Genomic DNA, 17,015 nt, shown 5'->3' with positions numbered 1-17,015 from the left:
TTCACTATATATTATTTTTTTATAAGAAGTTATGCCTTAAATTTAAAGGATTAAACAATAAAATTAAATGCATAATTTTAATATGGTTAGTCTCTATGTTAGGTTTATCTCCATTAACTTTATTAATAATAAAGTATTGTAATTTAATGATAAATGGATACTACGCAGCAGTTAATCACCTTAGGGGAGCCTTGGACTTTTTCCAAGGCTCTTATTTTTTTAAAAATATTATATGAGGTAACGAACCTAATATAATAACTTCTTTAAGATAGGTTAATATTAATTCCTTGACCGTTGTTTCTAAAGCATCGATATCCTTTTTTACGGGCCTCTAAGTGTTCTTTATGAGTAAACATTGTAATATATTTAAATATAGAAAGAATCTGCTGGTTTAGAGGGGGATAAAATGAATACATTAAAACATCTATCTAAAGTTTTTGAGTCATCGGAGGAAATTATTTTTGACGATTCCTCCAAGATTGTTTTAATGAGTGATTGCCATAGAGGAGATGGAAACTGGTCAGATGATTTTTCAAAGAATCAAAATATTTATTTTGCGGCCTTAACTCATTACTATGACGAACACTATACTTATATAGAGATTGGTGATGGAGATGAACTTTGGGAGAATAAAAGACTTTCTGACATTAAGAGGGTACATAGCGATGTTTTCTGGTTGCTATCTAAATTTTATAATGAAGATAGGCTTAATTTTATTTTTGGAAACCATGATATAGTAAAAAGAAACGATAAATTTGTAAAAAATAATTTATATAAATATTTTGATGAACTCAAGAAAAGGTATATTCCTTTATTCGATAATATTAGGCTCCATGAGGGGATAGTATTGAGGCATAAAGTTACTAATGACAAAATCTTTCTAATACACGGGCATCAAGTGGACTGTCCAAATGATAAAATGTGGAGATTGACCAGATTTTTAGTAAGGTATTTATGGAGACCTCTTAACTTCTTTGGAGTAAATGATCCAACTAGAACAGCACAGAATTATCATAAGAAACAAGTAGTAGAAAAAAAGCTTATTGAATGGGTAATAAAAGAAAAACAGATGATGGTCGCAGGACATACACATAGGCCTATGTTTCCTGAAGTAGGTGATCCTCCATATTTCAATGATGGAAGCTGTGTTCATCCTCGATGCATAACAGCAATGGAAATTGATTTTGGTAATATCAAACTTGTAAAGTGGTATGTTAACACAAAGAAGGACGGAACTTTATTCGTAGACAGGGAAGTACTTGCAGGACCAAGAAAATTAAAGGATTACTTTGATACTTAAATAGTATAAAAATATGAGGTGACATTATGGGTCTATAATTTATGTTAAGAAAATATCCATTATCAAGCCCATTTAGATGAAAAATTAGGTGGGGGTTCTAGCCTTAGTTGTAATTTTAACAGCAAGTTTGCTTGCAACACCTATAAAAAATGTATATGCTGATTTATATAAGAGTGTTACTATAGGGTATGATTTGACGAATCAACAGAAAGAAAACATGCTAAAGTATTTTGATGTAGATAGAAATAGTGCGAGTGTTGTTGAAGTTACAGCTAGTGAGGAGAAGAAATATCTGGGAGATACAGTATCTAGAGCTCAATTAGGTAATAAGGCGATATCATGTTCTTATATTGAGCCAACAAGTACTGGTACCCCCTACTGAGACACAAGAGTTCACTGGTTATTAGAGATGTCTTCTGTATTTAAGGAAGGCACATTTATATAGTGGATTTAACCTATCATGATTCGGCTCCACCAGTAAACCTTCGATTAATTAATAAATTAGTTGGGGGTTTTCTTATGATTTAATTATATATAGAATCTAGCCTCAGATTTGATTTTAGTAGGAAGACTTTTGTGTTTGTAAAAAATAAGCTAATTATTAAGTTAAAAAAATAAATTACATATAATTATATGAATAGAATCAAAATAACAAGACAATAGTTTATTAATTTAACATATTGGTATATAATAGTTTGAATTGGAGGTATTAGATATGGAAAATGAAAATAATGAAATATATGATATTTTTTTGAACTTCACTTTTAGTCAATTAAAAAAATTATTTAAGAAGGCAAAGAGTAAAGAAGAGCAGGATTTTTATATTATGTTATCTAATATGGTTCTACAAAAGGAACAAGAAAAGGTCATAGGTAAATAATTATGCCAACGTACACAATATTTGCAGGCGAGGATACCATTGAAAGAAGGTACCATTCCTCATTAAAGAATTTAAAATATGCCAAGTTGGACAAATAATATATTAAGTAAGTAGCTAGTAAAACTTAGTGCGTTTACTAGCTACTTATTTAACGTAATAGGAGTTTTTAAACCTCTTTATAATCAACAGATTTTGCAGACAATGTCTGCAAAATTGTTTGCTATGTTTTGCCTTTGGTTACTGGAAAGAAAATATAATTAATTAATATTAAGTAGATAAGAAAAAAGAATGCTGATATAATGTTTTTTAGAATAGTTATAAAGGGGTTATTAAATGAAATATTATTTAGCACCAATGGAAGGAATTACGGGATACATATATAGAAATTCTTATGAAAAATTTTTTAATAATATTGATAAATACTTTACACCTTTTATTGTTACAAATAAAAGTAGAAGTCTTAAGTCTAAAGAATTAAGAGATGTTTTGCCTGAAAATAATAAAGGGATGAATATAGTTCCCCAAATACTTACTAACGATTCAGAAGGGTTTATTATTACTTCTAGAAAATTACAACAATTAGGTTATAAGGAGGTTAATTTAAATTTAGGATGTCCTGCTGGAACGGTTGTTTCAAAAAATAGAGGCTCGGGATTTCTAGCCAAAAGGGAAGAACTTGATATGTTTTTAGATGAAATATTTAAAATAGATGATATGAAGATTTCTATAAAAACTAGAATAGGAAAAGATAGTCCAGAGGAATTTTATGAGCTAATAAAAATTTACAATAAATATCCTTTAGAAGAATTAATTATCCATCCGAGAATACAAAAAGATTTTTATGGAAATAAACCTAATTTACAGGTATTTAAAGATGCATTATCTTTAAGCACCAATCCAGTATGTTATAATGGGGATATTTTCACTATTGATGATCATAATAAGCTAATGAAAGCTTTTCCAGAGGTAAAAGCAGTAATGCTAGGAAGAGGGATACTAGCTAATCCAAGGTTAATAAATGAGATTAAAAATAATACTAATACTAATATAGATAAACAAGTACTAAAAGATTTTCATGATGAAATTTTAAATAAATATATAGAATTATTTGATGAAGATAGAAATGCAATATTTAGAATGAAAGAGCTATGGGCGTATATGATTTACATGTTTTCAGATAATAAAAAATATGCTAAGAAAATAAAGAAGTCACAAAATTTAAGTGATTATAATGAAGCTGTCTTAAGTTTATTTACGGAGCAGGAAATCATAGAAGGGGCTGGATTATTTAATAATCAATATTAAATATGGATGTATTCTATTAAATAAGTATGATTAAGAAGAGCAAGAGGATATAATAAAATAATTTTATATTATTGGTGGGTTTTAAAGGTTAAGCATCGCCTCCATCAGTAAAACCCTCGACTAATTAATTTTAGTCGGGGGTTTTCTTATAGTCCACTATAAATTTTGTATTTAAATTCTTTTCACTGCAAAATGCACTTGGTGTTATACATCAGGTGTATTATATTTTTTTGAAAAATTATTCTATGTATATTTAATGGTAATTAAGTACATCATTATCTATAGGAACTACATTATGTTAAATTTATTTCCTGTAAAAATTATCTGATAGTAATAGTAATAATTTAATTAATGTTGCAGCTTGAGGAAGATGAACAGTTACGAAGGTGATGATTTAAGCTGAAAATGGGTTAGATGGTTGGAGAGTAAATAAATGTTTAAATACATTATAAAATAAATGATTAATGAAAGGACATAATATGAGAGAAATAATATTACACTGTTTTCAATGGAAAATCTCAGATATAACTAAAATTTTAGATAAAGTAAAAGAGTGTGGCTATACATCCATACAGGTTACTCCCGTGCAACCTTGCAAAAAAGGAGATGAATGGTGGACATACTATCAACCGCTATCATTTAAAATAGGTAATAGAAGTGGAACAAAGGAAGATTTAACAGAATTATGTTATAAAGCTAATAAAATAGGAATTAAAATCATCGTTGACGTAGTGTTACGACATTTAGCGGGTGATGAGAGTGGAAAGCTAATACCAAGTCAAACCGTAGATCAAAACCTACGAAATAACCCTAAATTTTGGACTAATGCAAAAAATACAGTAGATTATGGCAATAGAAATGCAATAGTTAACGGTGCTTTTGGATTACCAATGCTCAATTACAATGATGTAGAATTACAAAAAATTTATATAAATTTTTTAAAAGAACTAAAGAATTGCGGAGTGGGTGGGTTCAGAATCGACATGGGTAAGCATTTTGCATTAGAAAGTGAAGGAAGTTACTTTTGGACAAGGGTATTTAGTGAATTTAAAGATATGTTCAACTATGCTGAATGTATTGAATCCAGTAAAGAACTATTAAACAAGTATACACCTTTTATCAATGTGTTAACTGATGGTGATGCAACTGACCAGAGCAAGATGGTTATTTATGTAATGTCCCATGACACCGAGGAAAGCTGGGGATTTACTAAAAGCATGGATGATAATGTGATAACATCAAAATGGGGTTTACTATTAAAAAATCATAAAGAAAGTAATGTATTATTTTATATTAGGGCATATTCAGATTTATGGAAAATGGAAAATATTAAAAATATTAATTTGGCAAGATAAATGACTGCTATGGTTATTTTTGAAATTAGACTTGCTTTTAAAAAACTTGTATGTAAAAAATGATTAATAGAAAAAAGGGACTTTAAGGAGAGGGCGGAGGAAGGTTTGTCAATATGAGGAGACTATGATAGTATATAAGCATATAAGGAACTCCCTATATTTTTTTTGTGAATTTTAACTTTGTAATTGCTATTCTTATGAAGGTGTAAAAAGAAAATTGACAATAATTCTTATATATTAGAGTTAACAATAACGAATGGAGGAAATGAAATTATGGCTGATTTGCCAAATTGCCCAAAATGTAATTCAGAATACACTTACGAAGATAGAAGTATTTTTGTTTGCCCTGAATGTGCTCATGAATGGACTTTAGAATTAGAAACAGAAAGTAGTGAAGAGAAAAGGATTATCAAAGATGCAAATGGAAATGTATTAAACGATGGTGATTCTGTAACAATAATCAAAGACCTTAAAGTAAAAGGAAGTCCATTAGCCATAAAAAAAGGTACAAAAGTAAAAAATATACGTTTGGTTGATGGAGATCATAATATTGATTGCAAAATTGATGGGTTTGGAGCTATGGAATTAAAATCTGAATTTGTTAAAAAAGTATAAATCATGGTTTAATGTAATAGAACCGAAATAGTGAACTTCACCCCATTGAATGATTATAACTAAAAAAGTTGTAAAATTCATCTGATGGGGTGTTTTTATATATAAATACTAAAAGGAGAATAAGTTTAATAAAATGATTCCATCCTTATTATACTTTCTATTTTGTTGACGTTTTCTAGTTCTTTTATTTTTTCTAATGAAATTCTTATGTTTTTTTCTGAACTTTTATGTGTAATAAATCCTAGTGGTCCATGATCATCGTGCCTTACATCTCCAGTAACGGACATAATGCTGACATTGTTTTTCCCAAATATTTTCGCTGTATCTCCTAAAACTTCTACTGTATCTTTAACATTAAGTCTAATATAGAATTCTGATTCATTTTCTTCTGATTTTTTCACTTCTTTAAAATCAGTCTTGTCACTTAGGTCTAATAAGTCATAAGGATTTACATTATTTCTTAATATGGATATTATATCACCTACAACTGCACTTCCAGTTGGAAAAGCTCCAGCGCCTTTTCCATATAGCATTAACTCTCCAACTGCATTTCCTTTTATCATAATAGCATTAAATGCATCGGCTACATTTGCCATTGGGTGGCTCGAAGGTATTAGGGTTGGATGTACTCTTAGCTCTAATTTGTTATTTACTTCTTTAGCTATTGCTAAAAGTTTTATTGAATAACCAAGTTTTTTAGCATATTCTATATCTATGTCACTAATACTTCTTATTCCTTCTCTATAAATACAATCATGATCTACCTTAGTTCCAAATGCTAGAGAAGACATTATTGCAAGCTTATATACAGCGTCAAAGCCATCAACATCAGAGGTTGGGTCTGCTTCAGCATAACCCTTTTCTTGCGCCTCCTTTAGTGCTTCATCAAAGCTAATCCCATCCATTGTCATTTTGCTTAATATGTAATTAGTTGTTCCATTTATAATTCCAATTATCTGCTCAATCCTATTGGCTGTAAGGCTCTCATTAATCTCGCGTATTATTGGAATTCCACCAGCCACACTTGCTTCATAATAAAACAATACGTTTTCTTTCTCCGCTGTTTTAAATAACTCTTCGCCCCAGTTCGCGATAACTAATTTATTAGCAGTTACAATATGTTTTTTAGATTTCATTGCGCGTATCATATACTCTTTAGATTTATCGCATCCACCAATAAGTTCAACCACAATTTTTATACTTTCATCATTTATAATATCATCAATGTTATCTGTTAATAGGCCATTAGGTGCTTTGATATCTCTTTTTTTATCTATATCTTTTACAAGTATTTTAGCAACTTCTATTTCATAATTTGAACGTTTCATTATTTCTTTTCTATTTTCGTGAAGTATTTTCCATACACCCGTCCCAACATTTCCAAAACCTAAAATCGCTATTTTTACCTTTTTCATAATAGTTTTCCTTTCTAAACTTTAAAGTTATTCCTCCGTCATCTAAGGTGATGGAGGAATATAGTTAGGAACAAGACCTTATTTTGAAACCAGCTGCCAAAGAATTATTGACTTTTTATTGAACTGATTTTTCTAGAGCTTGCGTCAAATCGTATATAATGTCATCGATACCCTCAACGCCAATTGAAAGTCTTATCAAATCTGAAGTAACTCCAGCAGATTTTTGCTCCTCTGCGTTAAGCTCTGCATGAGTTGTACTTGAGGGGTGAATTACTAGAGATTTTGCATCTGCAACATTTGCAAGCAGCGAAAATAATTCTACATTATTAATAAATTTTTTTCCAGCTTCAAGGCCACCTTTTATTCCAAAAGTGAATATTGATCCTGCTCCTTTTGGTAGGTATTTTTTAGCTAAATCTTTGTATCTGCTCCCGTCAAGTTCAGGATAATTTACCCATGAAACATTTGGATGCTTACTCAAAAATTCAACAACTTTCCTAGCGTTTGTTACATGTCTCTCAACTCTTAACGATAATGATTCCAAACCTTGAAGAAATAAAAATGCACTTTGAGGGCTAAGCGTCGCACCGGTGTTTCTTAAAAGTTGAACTCTAGCTTTTAAAGCAAATGCTGGAGCACCTAAATTAGCATATACTATTCCATTATAGCTTTTATCCGGAGTTGTAAAATCAGGGAATTTACCGCTAGCTGCCCAATCAAATTTACCAGCATCAACTATAATTCCACCAATAGTAGTTCCATGTCCTCCAATGAACTTTGTTGCTGAATGAATAATTACATCTGCACCATACTCAATTGGACGGCAAAGGAAGGGAGTTGCAAAGGTATTGTCAATAATAAGGGGTATTTTATTTTCATGAGCAATATCCGCTACTGCCTCTATATCTAGAACATTTATTTTTGGGTTTCCCATTGTTTCAGCATAAAGTGCTTTTGTTTTATTCGAGATAGCTTTTCTAAAATTTTCAGGATCATCTGGATCAACAAATGTTACGTTAATTCCAAGTTTTCTAAGAGTAACATTAAATAGTTCATAAGTACCACCATATAGAGTGCTTGCAGCTACTATTTCATCGCCTGAATTTGCTACATTAAGTATTGCATAGAATGTTGCAGCTATTCCTGAAGCTGTAGCAAGTCCTGCTACTCCGCCTTCGAGAGCGGCTACTCTTTTTTCAAAAACGTCTGTAGTTGGGTTCATTATTCTTGAATATATATTTCCTTCTTCTTTTAATTGAAATAAATTTGCTGCATGATCTGCATTTTTAAAAACAAAAGATGATGTTTGATAAATTGGGACTGCTCTCGAGCCTGTAGTAGGGTCTGGAACCTGCCCTGCATGTACCTGTAATGTTTCAAAACTTAATGTTCGCTCACTCATATTAATTTCTCCTTTTATAATTATTTTTCTAAAAAAAAGCTGCTCTCCTATAAGGAAAGCAGCATGATTAACTTTAATAAACAATAAAATTGTATCATAAAATTTGCTATCGTCCTTATCTTTCAGATTTTACAATCTGATGGAATTGACACCATTGCACTTCTTTTAAAAATGCTGGTTGTCGGGCATCATCGGGCCAGTCCCTCTGCCGCTCTGGATAAGTTATATTTAGTTGTTAGTATTTAGTACATTATTTATTTAGATTTTTGGGAAAGAAAAAAAGCTACTTTCCTATAAGGAAAGTAGCAATAGTTAACTTTAATAAACAATAAAATTGTATCATAAAATTTGCTAACATCCTTATCTTTCAGATTTTACAATCTGCAGGAATTGACACCACTACATTCGAATAAGAATGCTGGTTGTCGGGCTTCATCGGACCAGTTCCTCTGCCACTCTGGATAAGTTGTATTCAGTTATTAGTATTTAGTATATTACTCATAAAAACAATTGTCAATACTTTTTTAAAAGATAAAATTATTTTAATTATGCCCTTTTATAATACTATATGCTGCACTGAACATACCAAATAAAATGCCAACGATAGGGAATATAATCCAATTAATGTGCCATAGATTAAAAACTAATCCACTGACAAGGAAGATACAGATTGCTAATGGCCATACGATAGCAGCAACTGCACCAATAAGTTTATTATCTTCAGTTTTTTCTTTTGAAAAGTCACCAATCTGTAAAAGAATACTAAAACTCTGCTTAATATTTCCAAAATATATAAAGAGGAAAACGGCAATAGCAATCATCACAAGTAAAACAACTACTCCGTAGCTAGATGCATTGTCGCCAAAAGCAGATGATACAAAAAGTGCAACTGGTGATATGACACATATGCACACACCTGTTATTACAGATATCATATGGGTTGATGCAAAAGCATTATTTTTTTGATTTACAATTACTTTTACATGAAGAGGTAAATCAAAACCGCTTTTTAGATACTTGTATTTTTCTAGCTTCATACCGGAATAAATGAATAAAGCTACAGCAGGTACACACAGTAAGAATAGTGCAATAATGCCAAACATATCGCTGAAATCTTTTGAAATTCCTTTACAGATAATGCCACCATCTATGAGAGTGGTAATTAATATTAATATAGCCGTTGCTACAATACATAAAAAAACACCTATACCCATCAATAAGCCAGATTCTTTTTTTGTAGTCATAAAGTTATCGGCCTCTTCTTGTGTAATGGTTTTAAGTATCGCACCCTTTTTCATATGTTCGATGCCAAGTTCATCAATTAATTCGTCAATATTGCCAAATTCTGAAATTACAATACCAATGGCCTCATTTTCTGATTTTCCATCATTCTTATTCTCGTTATATTTTTCTTCCATATTCCATAATAAATCATTTTTTAATTTGACCGTCTGATTTGTTCTTGGTAGGACTTTAAACATATTATCTAAATAATTTTTTATAGTTTCCATTCTAATCCCTCTCCTTAATAAATTTATTAATAACTTCTTTTGTTAAGCTCCATTCTTCACATTTTTCTTTATAGTAGGTTAAACCTACGGGGGTGATTTTATAATATGTGCGTCTTTTACCAAAGGTTTCGTCTTTATAGAAAGATTCGATATATCCATTCTTCTCAAGACGGTTGAATGCTGAATAGAGTGTGGTCTCTTTCATAACATACTTCTCCTCTGATAATTTTCTGATGTTTTTTGATATTTCATACCCGTAGGATTCGCCATCTTGAAGCATAAAAAGAATAATCGTATCATTATATCCTCGAATTACATCGCTGCTTATCAAATTATATCCTCCTTTGCTTTTACTGCATCTGTAGTACTTTGTCTGTCGTAGTAATTCAAGGATAACACAATTACTACGACAGGTAAAGTATTTTCTGAAATTTGCATAGATGTAATATTACTGTAAGTTTTGAAGATGGTACCTTATAGATTATTATGATAAACTATATACAGTAATAATTAGATTGGAAGGAATGGTGAGTTATGGACATAATATTTTTATTAAAAGCAATTATAATAGCAATAGTAGAAGGGGTAACTGAATTTATCCCAGTATCGTCTACAGGACATATGATATTGATTGGATGGGCAATTGGGTTTGAGGGAGAGTTTGTAAAGATGTTTGAAGTTGTAATCCAACTTGGAGCAATAATGGCAGTTGTTGTTTTGTATTGGGAGAAGATTAGCGAAAGTATAATAGAATTTTTTAAGTTTATATTTACTAAAGGAAAAGAGGGAAAGAAAGGATTCAGATTTGGGATAAATGTTATTACGGCATCTATTCCAATGGGAATTGCAGGAGTAGTATTATACGATAAAATAAAACTATTGTTTACACCAGAGGCTGTTATAGTAGGATTCATAGTTGGTGGATTATTGTTACTAATAATCGAGAGGAGAGTTAGAAACAGGGATCATAAAGTAGAAAGTATAGATAGCATAACGCCTATACAATCATTTAAGATCGGTTTATTACAACTGCTTGCAATGTGGCCAGGAATGTCAAGAAGTGCTTCTACAATTATGGGCGGATGGATTGCAGGATTATCAACACCAATAGCAGCAGAATTTTCATTTTTCATAGCGATTCCAGCTATGATAGGGGCAACAGGAAAAGATTTATTTGAATTTGATTATTCTGTAATGACGAAAACATTATGGATTTCATTAATAGTAGGATTTGTTGTAGCCTTCATAGTATCTTTGATAGTTATGAAAAAATTTGTGGATTATTTGAAAAAGAAGCCAATGAAAGTCTTTGCAATATATAGAGTAGTAGTAGGTATTTTACTTGGAATATTAGTATTAACTAAGGTTATTATTTTAGCATAATCATAGAGAATAAATAGCAAGAGGTATTTTTTCTTATATAAATAGTAAAAGGAGAATAAGCATATGGGAAATAATAAAGTATTAAATATTATAACCTCTATAATGATAGTAGCATCTATAATTATGGCTTTTTTTCTTTATGAAACAGTAAAGGGAAAAAATAAAATTACATATGTATTAAGTGATATGAAGACGGCAGTAAATGATGAAGGTAAAGACCAAATTTTAAAAAATGAAATAAACGAAGTAAAGGTTATAGATATAAACTTTCCTTTTATAAAAACAAGTATTGAGAGTACAGCAACGGATTGTTCAACAATTGGGAGTAGTATATTCCAGAAATATCAGGTAAATACACTTAAGAATAATATTAGTGAAATGGAGTTTGATGGGCTTCAGTATGAAAGTAATAAAATTATTAAAGGTAATCTAAAAGACTTTCTAATTGAAATTACTTTTAACACAAGATACTTAAAAGATGATGCAAATCTATTAAAGAATTCTATGATAGAAGGTAAAAATAGACCTTTATTTAGAACAAGGTTCCATATAAAGGTTACAGATAAACCATTTACATACGAGCTAGTTGAAATAGGTAAGGATTTAGGAAGATAAGGTGTGCAGGAAGTAGGGAAAGATATGAATAAAAAGAATAAGATATTAATTAGTATATCAATAATTTTAGTTATATTTTGTATTATAGGTGGATATTATATATATAATATCAAAAGCAATTACAGTAAAAACCATCCGATTATAGAATATAAAGATACTTCAAGACTTCAATATATAGCAGGTCCAATGCTTGAAAAATATCTAGGACAATATAAAATTAATACTAAGAATAAGGTAAATGAAAAGATAAGTTATTATACTTATAAAAGCAGTCAACTTATTGCAGGGGATAGTGGAACTTTTGCAATATCGGCAATATTTGATGTGGAGCCATATGATAAAGGTGACCTTAGCAAGCTAAGTAAATGGGGTTTAATAGATAATGGTGGAATGATTCATTGTGATTGGACTTTAATTATAAGTAAGTTTGAAGGTAATAAGTATAAACTTTTAGATGTTTTACAAACCAGCGATGTAAAGAAAAAATTAGGTATATCAAAGAAAAATAGCAATATAATAGAGCCAGTAGTAACAGCGGATAAGTGTAAATATAAAATAGAAAAAGATGATGTGTATATAACTTATGATGGCGGTGTAAATTGGACTAAAATTCCAATAGCGCTTATGCCGTTAGAGGATAAAGATAAGCAAGATACAAAATCAGATGACTTGAATAAAGGAAGTTATTATATATCCGAAAAGAAAACGGCATTTATATATGGAACTGGAAGTTTATGTATATCGAGTGACGAAGGGGAAACGTGGAAAGATGTAAATTTACAAAGTGATATTATGGGTATAAGAAGACAATTCATTGGATTTACGGATGAAGGATTTGGATATGCAATTATTGCTGGCGATAGAGCAATGAGTTTTGAAATGATAGATATTTATACTAGTAAAAATGGAGGAGATACTTGGGACTTTAAAGGTCCATTAATGAAAGACGGATCAAGCCTTGCAACTGGGATTTCATTTTCAACGAGCAAAATTGGATTTATAACAACTAAAAATAATGGCATATATATGACTACTAATGGAGGAGAGAGTTGGAATACAATTGAATTGCCAATATCAGAGGAACTTAAAGGCATATATGATGATCCAGTAGCACCTGTATTTAAGGGGAGTCATGGTGAGCTTTATGTTGGACAAGGGGATGATGGTGACTATGGAGCAGGCAAAAGCCAGGTATGTAGGTTTATTAGTGAAGACTTTGGTAAAAACTGGAAATATGATGGAGAGGTTATAAAATAAAAAAATGGTTATATATTGATTATGCTAAGAGAATGCTTAAATGTTTAGAACATAAATAAATAGTATTAAAATAGTGAGACCATACTAGAATTATTGATTCTAGTATGGTCTTTAATTATAAAGCAATAGTTATTTTGTAAGCTTAATTATTATATCCTTATGTTGAGAGTACTTGTTTAAAAGAACATCTCTTTTTAATATTTCAAAATCTTTAAAGTCAAAGCCGGGGGATACCATACAGCCAACAAGTGAGTAACCTGAACTATTCATAGCAGAACCAAAGATATAATTCTTAGGTACTAGGAATTGTGGAGTTTCTCCATTTTTTATATTAAGACCTAGTTGCTTAGTAGTAAGTTCTCCCTCTGGACTTATCATATATATTGTAAGAGGGGAACCTGCATGATAGTACCACATTTCATCTGATTTCAATCTATGAAACCTTGAAATTTCTCCATCTCTTAATAAAAAATAAATACTAGTCCAAAGTATTCTTTCACCTTCAAAGCTAGTTTTTAAATCATTGGAGCTAATATTTTCACAAGAGTCAAAGCTGCTTTTGTAGAAACCACCTTCAGGATGAGGTTCCATATTTAATGTGTCAATAAAGTATTGTGATGGGTGCATAATTTATCTCCTTTGTAAAAAAATGATTACACTTAATTATAATCAAATAGGTCAGTAGTGACAAGGGTAGTTTCATTTAGATTATAACTGTAGCAGCATCAATACAAAAACTGTATTAGAAAATTCCAATACAGTTTTTGTATTTGTTTACTCAATTAATCCCAAAAATCATCATGAACATTTACGACATCTTGCTCAATTTCTTCAAAAGGGCCTTCAACATTAATATTCTTTTGTCCTTTTGCAAAGACATATCTGCAAGATAAATCAAAGGTTGGATTTATATCATTATTACCAGTAAGCTCTAGTAATCTTTTCTCGCTTATATCATATACTACTTCCCCCACATTACCCCAATATATTGCACCAGAACACATTACACATGGCTCGGCAGTTGTATATAAAGTACAATTCTATAAAAAGTCTTTTGTTTATTTGCAAAATATTTTTAGCTAGTTAAATAAAATCCTTTTTCTATCTTATTTTTAAAATATAAAACATTTGTAAGGTTTATTTAAGGTTAATGTTATCAAGAGATAAGATTAACCTTATATAATGTACCTATAGCAAGATTCACTTCATAATTATAATCTTACCGAAAAAAATAATTACTGAAGAGGAATACAAGGAGGTACAATATGATATATTGGGAACTTAAAAAAATATTAAAATCAAAAACTGGAATAATTGTAGCGGCGATATTTATTTTACTTTGCGGAGTAATGGCTTTTATAAAACCAGAAATGGAAACACAGAACTCACATAGAAATGAGCAATATGAGTTAATTAAAGACACAAGAAAAGCAGAGGTAATTGCACAGGGGAAATTAGATGCAAAAATAGGAACAATAAAAGAAATGGCAAATAGTCAGGAGAAGGATGACTTTAGTAAAGGTATAAAAGAAATATCCAGTAAAAAGTTAAAAAGTATGGAAGATACAAAATATAAGGATGTTAGCTTCTGGAAGGCATACGATTATAGAGCAACCAATACTTTTATGGCATTCTGTATGGTGGTAATTCTAATTATAGTTTGTTGTAATACATATACAGATGAGATTGTTTCTACGGTAGAAAATTTGATTCTTACATCAAAAAATAAAAATAGGGCTTTATATTCAAAACTAGGACTTGGAATATTAATACCAACAGTTTTATATGGAGGGTATCTAGCAATTCAATTCATAGTGACAGCGATTCAATATGGCATGCCCACCAATGGGAAACTACAAGCAATAAGAATAATAGATAATCCTATTTTAGTAAGGGATGCATATACCATAATTCAATTTATAATATTTAAGATAGGAATAATGATATTAATACTAGCTACTTTAGGTGTAATTGCATGTTTATTCTCATTTATAACAACAAGTTCAATAGCATCAACAAGTGGATTTTTGATTTTTATTATTACTCCAAAATTATTAACAGTGGTAAAAATAATTCCGAGTAATGTTAAAATGGTGCTCGCGAATGTTAATTTTATAAATTTACTATTTTATTTTAATCAGTTTGCTGGCATATATTTTGGAAATGTGAAATTCTTTGGGATGAACTTTGACTTAATAAATCTTTGCCTTGGAATACTGGCAGTAACTATAGTGGCAGGAATTACACTCAGCGTAGTATCATTTAAAAAAATATTAGTAAGATAATTAATGGATTTTAAAATTAGAGGAGGAACGATTATGAACAAGCTTGAAATAAGAAATTTAACAAAAAGCTTTGGAAAAAAGAATGCAAATAATAATATAACACTCACTTTAGAAAATGGTGTATATGGACTACTCGGACCAAATGGAGCGGGTAAAACTACACTAATGAAACAAATAGTAACATTAACAAAACCTACCAGTGGAGAAATTATTTATAATGGAAAAAGTATTTATGATAAAGAAGATGAGTACCGAAATATTATTGGATACCTTCCGCAAGAATTTGGTGCATATAAGAATTTCACAGCAAAACAATTTTTGAAATATGTGGCTGCATTAAAGGGAATAGACAAAAATAAAGCCTCTGAAAAAATTGATGAACTACTAAATCTTGTTGGATTATATGAGGTTAGAAACAAGGCAGTTGGCAAATTTTCAGGTGGTATGAAAAGAAGAGTTGGAATTGCACAAGTATTATTAAATGATCCTAAAATAGTTGTACTTGATGAACCAACAGCGGGTCTTGATCCACAAGAAAGAGCAAGATTTAGAAATCTTATAGCTGATATATCTAAGGAAAAAATAATAATACTTTCAACTCATATTATTTCGGATATAGAAGCAGTAGCAAGAGAAACCATAATGATTAAAAATGGTAGCGTTATAATAAAAGGAAGTCATAAAGATATATTAACTGGCATGAAGGGAAAAGTATATAAGATTACAACAGATAAAGAAAATGAAGTTATGGATATACAAAGAGATTATAAGGTAGTTAACCTTCAAAGGGGTGCGGATGTTACAGAGCTCAGAGTAGTAAGCGATAAAATGCCTTTATATGCATCAGCGCAGAGCATAGAACCAAGATTTGAAGATGTATATATGTTTTACTTTGAGTTAGAAAATACTAGGGAGGTGTAACTTGTGGAAATTCTTATAAAATCAGAAATAAGAAAAATGTTATTTAAAAAGAGCGTTATAATAACTTGGATTGCTTTACTTTTATTAAGTAGAAGTTTAATTTATCCGTCTTCAAGTGCAGAGATTTGGGCGGATGCCTTTAGTAAAATGTATGGAATCGTACCAGTGATAGGGCTAATAACCTTTATGGTAATTTCAGCTACATATACCCTTGAATATAGCTCTAATATGAATGAACTTATAAATACAACGCAAAATGGAAAGAAAAAGGTTGTAACGGCGAAATGGATTGGTGCGGGCATAGCAACAACAATAGTTAATCTATCAATAGTACTTACAATGCTTATAGATGGATTAATAAAATCAAATTTTAAAGGGCTAGACTTACAATTAAAAGAACTTTGGTATTTTGGAAACAGTGGTTCAAACATAACTGTATTGCAAATGATGATTATACTTATAATAACAGTTACAGTAGGTTCATTCTTTTGCTCCCAGCTAGGATTATATCTATCAGCAATAAGTAAATCGGCTTCCATACCTTTTATTTTTGGAGGGTTACTTATAGGATTGCCATATGTATTGCCAGCTATATTATATCGATTTGGAAATGTGAAATATCTTGGGATAACTCCACTTTGGGGAATGATGTCTATGCAATTAATAAGATATCAGGTTCCAATATCATTAATTATGATTCAAATAGTAATAGTTATTGCTGGTTTTATATTTTTACCAAAGCTTACCTACAAAGCATTTATAAAGGAATAA

The 17,015-nt window shown here is 30.4% G+C and carries 18 protein-coding genes and 2 riboswitches; of the genes, 12 read left to right on the top strand and 6 right to left on the bottom strand.

Features of this window, described 5'->3' with window-relative positions; genetic code table 11:
• Window positions 1-406: 406 nt before the first annotated feature.
• The 6 genes from ACWJKE_RS10735 (at window position 407) to ACWJKE_RS10710 (ending at window position 5,455) form a co-directional block, all read left to right on the top strand.
• Window positions 407-1,300, top strand: coding sequence for a metallophosphoesterase (locus tag ACWJKE_RS10735; RefSeq protein WP_216302268.1), 894 nt, complete (start codon window positions 407-409; stop codon window positions 1,298-1,300).
• A gap of 88 nt (window positions 1,301-1,388) precedes the next feature.
• Window positions 1,389-1,682 carry a DUF1002 domain-containing protein gene (locus ACWJKE_RS10730; RefSeq protein WP_220320586.1) on the top strand — a complete coding sequence of 98 codons (294 nt, stop codon included), beginning with the start codon at window positions 1,389-1,391 and terminating at the stop codon, window positions 1,680-1,682.
• Between the two features lie 333 nt (window positions 1,683-2,015).
• Entirely contained in the window at window positions 2,016-2,180 is a 165-nt protein-coding gene (locus ACWJKE_RS10725; protein ID WP_462958802.1) for a hypothetical protein, read from the top strand.
• Between the two features lie 333 nt (window positions 2,181-2,513).
• Window positions 2,514-3,485 carry a tRNA dihydrouridine synthase gene (locus tag ACWJKE_RS10720; protein ID WP_462958801.1) on the top strand — a complete coding sequence of 324 codons (972 nt, stop codon included), beginning with the start codon at window positions 2,514-2,516 and terminating at the stop codon, window positions 3,483-3,485.
• 479 nt (window positions 3,486-3,964) lie between these two features.
• The gene (locus ACWJKE_RS10715) at window positions 3,965-4,840 is read left to right on the top strand and encodes an alpha-amylase family glycosyl hydrolase (RefSeq protein ID WP_462958800.1); all 876 of its coding nucleotides are present in this window, start codon (window positions 3,965-3,967) and stop codon (window positions 4,838-4,840) included.
• Window positions 4,841-5,113: 273 nt separating this feature from the next.
• On the top strand, window positions 5,114-5,455 hold the full coding sequence (locus ACWJKE_RS10710) for a zinc ribbon domain-containing protein YjdM (RefSeq protein ID WP_165413571.1): 342 nt from the start codon (window positions 5,114-5,116) through the stop codon (window positions 5,453-5,455).
• Window positions 5,456-5,580: 125 nt separating this feature from the next.
• Here the strand turns inward: ACWJKE_RS10710 and ACWJKE_RS10705 are convergent, their stop codons facing one another.
• The 4 genes from ACWJKE_RS10705 to ACWJKE_RS10690 all read right to left on the bottom strand — a co-directional run bounded on the left by ACWJKE_RS10705 (window position 5,581) and on the right by ACWJKE_RS10690 (window position 10,114).
• Window positions 5,581-6,870, bottom strand: coding sequence for a homoserine dehydrogenase (locus ACWJKE_RS10705; RefSeq protein ID WP_462958799.1), 1,290 nt, complete (start codon window positions 6,868-6,870; stop codon window positions 5,581-5,583).
• Window positions 6,871-6,985: 115 nt separating this feature from the next.
• The gene (locus tag ACWJKE_RS10700; RefSeq protein ID WP_462958798.1) at window positions 6,986-8,272 is read right to left on the bottom strand and encodes an O-acetylhomoserine aminocarboxypropyltransferase/cysteine synthase family protein; all 1,287 of its coding nucleotides are present in this window, start codon (window positions 8,270-8,272) and stop codon (window positions 6,986-6,988) included.
• Window positions 8,273-8,384: 112 nt separating this feature from the next.
• Window positions 8,385-8,496: riboswitch (SAM riboswitch) on the bottom strand.
• Between the two features lie 133 nt (window positions 8,497-8,629).
• Window positions 8,630-8,740: riboswitch (SAM riboswitch) on the bottom strand.
• A 74-nt stretch (window positions 8,741-8,814) separates the two neighbouring features.
• Window positions 8,815-9,783, bottom strand: coding sequence for a permease prefix domain 1-containing protein (locus ACWJKE_RS10695; protein ID WP_462953259.1), 969 nt, complete (start codon window positions 9,781-9,783; stop codon window positions 8,815-8,817).
• Window position 9,784: 1 nt separating this feature from the next.
• Window positions 9,785-10,114, bottom strand: coding sequence for a PadR family transcriptional regulator (locus ACWJKE_RS10690; RefSeq protein WP_165413575.1), 330 nt, complete (start codon window positions 10,112-10,114; stop codon window positions 9,785-9,787).
• Between the two features lie 203 nt (window positions 10,115-10,317).
• On the opposite strand from ACWJKE_RS10690, the gene ACWJKE_RS10685 reads away from it, so the two are divergent.
• From ACWJKE_RS10685 to ACWJKE_RS10675, 3 genes are all read left to right on the top strand, one after another.
• The gene (locus ACWJKE_RS10685) at window positions 10,318-11,166 is read left to right on the top strand and encodes an undecaprenyl-diphosphate phosphatase (RefSeq protein ID WP_462958797.1); all 849 of its coding nucleotides are present in this window, start codon (window positions 10,318-10,320) and stop codon (window positions 11,164-11,166) included.
• A gap of 63 nt (window positions 11,167-11,229) precedes the next feature.
• Window positions 11,230-11,781 (top strand): hypothetical protein, encoded by a 552-nt coding sequence (locus ACWJKE_RS10680; protein WP_462953257.1) that lies wholly within the window; start codon window positions 11,230-11,232, stop codon window positions 11,779-11,781.
• Between the two features lie 24 nt (window positions 11,782-11,805).
• Window positions 11,806-13,038 (top strand): WD40/YVTN/BNR-like repeat-containing protein, encoded by a 1,233-nt coding sequence (locus ACWJKE_RS10675; RefSeq protein WP_462958796.1) that lies wholly within the window; start codon window positions 11,806-11,808, stop codon window positions 13,036-13,038.
• Between the two features lie 129 nt (window positions 13,039-13,167).
• Here ACWJKE_RS10675 and ACWJKE_RS10670 read toward each other — a convergent pair whose 3' ends face one another.
• Window positions 13,168-13,665, bottom strand: a complete 498-nt coding sequence (locus ACWJKE_RS10670; protein WP_462953255.1) for a cupin domain-containing protein — start codon at window positions 13,663-13,665, stop codon at window positions 13,168-13,170.
• Between the two features lie 155 nt (window positions 13,666-13,820).
• Window positions 13,821-14,012 (bottom strand): hypothetical protein, encoded by a 192-nt coding sequence (locus tag ACWJKE_RS10665; protein WP_462959368.1) that lies wholly within the window; start codon window positions 14,010-14,012, stop codon window positions 13,821-13,823.
• 291 nt (window positions 14,013-14,303) lie between these two features.
• Between ACWJKE_RS10665 and ACWJKE_RS10660 the strand changes: the two genes are divergently transcribed.
• The 3 genes from ACWJKE_RS10660 to ACWJKE_RS10650 are packed head-to-tail and all read left to right on the top strand — an operon-like array spanning window position 14,304 to window position 17,015.
• Window positions 14,304-15,323 (top strand): hypothetical protein, encoded by a 1,020-nt coding sequence (locus ACWJKE_RS10660; protein WP_462958795.1) that lies wholly within the window; start codon window positions 14,304-14,306, stop codon window positions 15,321-15,323.
• Between the two features lie 33 nt (window positions 15,324-15,356).
• Complete coding sequence (locus tag ACWJKE_RS10655; RefSeq protein WP_462953253.1) at window positions 15,357-16,244, top strand: ABC transporter ATP-binding protein; 888 nt, start codon at window positions 15,357-15,359, stop codon at window positions 16,242-16,244.
• A gap of 3 nt (window positions 16,245-16,247) precedes the next feature.
• A complete protein-coding gene (locus ACWJKE_RS10650) occupies window positions 16,248-17,015 on the top strand; it encodes a hypothetical protein (protein WP_216302253.1) in 768 nt (255 codons plus the stop codon).

Source organism: Clostridium sp. CM036 (genome assembly GCF_055081135.1).
Note: the sequence above shows the minus strand (reverse complement) of the source record. Positions and strands in the feature narration are given on the sequence as shown.

Coding starts and splice junctions, on each gene's coding strand:
- ACWJKE_RS10735 (WP_216302268.1), top strand. CDS start 407: ATGAATACATTAAAACATCTATCTAAAGTTTTTGAGTCATCGGAGGAA.
- ACWJKE_RS10715 (WP_462958800.1), top strand. CDS start 3,965: ATGAGAGAAATAATATTACACTGTTTTCAATGGAAAATCTCAGATATA.
- ACWJKE_RS10670 (WP_462953255.1), bottom strand. CDS start 13,665: ATGCACCCATCACAATACTTTATTGACACATTAAATATGGAACCTCAT.
- ACWJKE_RS10700 (WP_462958798.1), bottom strand. CDS start 8,272: ATGAGTGAGCGAACATTAAGTTTTGAAACATTACAGGTACATGCAGGG.
- ACWJKE_RS10680 (WP_462953257.1), top strand. CDS start 11,230: ATGGGAAATAATAAAGTATTAAATATTATAACCTCTATAATGATAGTA.
- ACWJKE_RS10725 (WP_462958802.1), top strand. CDS start 2,016: ATGGAAAATGAAAATAATGAAATATATGATATTTTTTTGAACTTCACT.
- ACWJKE_RS10655 (WP_462953253.1), top strand. CDS start 15,357: ATGAACAAGCTTGAAATAAGAAATTTAACAAAAAGCTTTGGAAAAAAG.
- ACWJKE_RS10710 (WP_165413571.1), top strand. CDS start 5,114: ATGGCTGATTTGCCAAATTGCCCAAAATGTAATTCAGAATACACTTAC.
- ACWJKE_RS10675 (WP_462958796.1), top strand. CDS start 11,806: ATGAATAAAAAGAATAAGATATTAATTAGTATATCAATAATTTTAGTT.
- ACWJKE_RS10720 (WP_462958801.1), top strand. CDS start 2,514: ATGAAATATTATTTAGCACCAATGGAAGGAATTACGGGATACATATAT.
- ACWJKE_RS10705 (WP_462958799.1), bottom strand. CDS start 6,870: ATGAAAAAGGTAAAAATAGCGATTTTAGGTTTTGGAAATGTTGGGACG.
- ACWJKE_RS10685 (WP_462958797.1), top strand. CDS start 10,318: ATGGACATAATATTTTTATTAAAAGCAATTATAATAGCAATAGTAGAA.
- ACWJKE_RS10695 (WP_462953259.1), bottom strand. CDS start 9,783: ATGGAAACTATAAAAAATTATTTAGATAATATGTTTAAAGTCCTACCA.
- ACWJKE_RS10660 (WP_462958795.1), top strand. CDS start 14,304: ATGATATATTGGGAACTTAAAAAAATATTAAAATCAAAAACTGGAATA.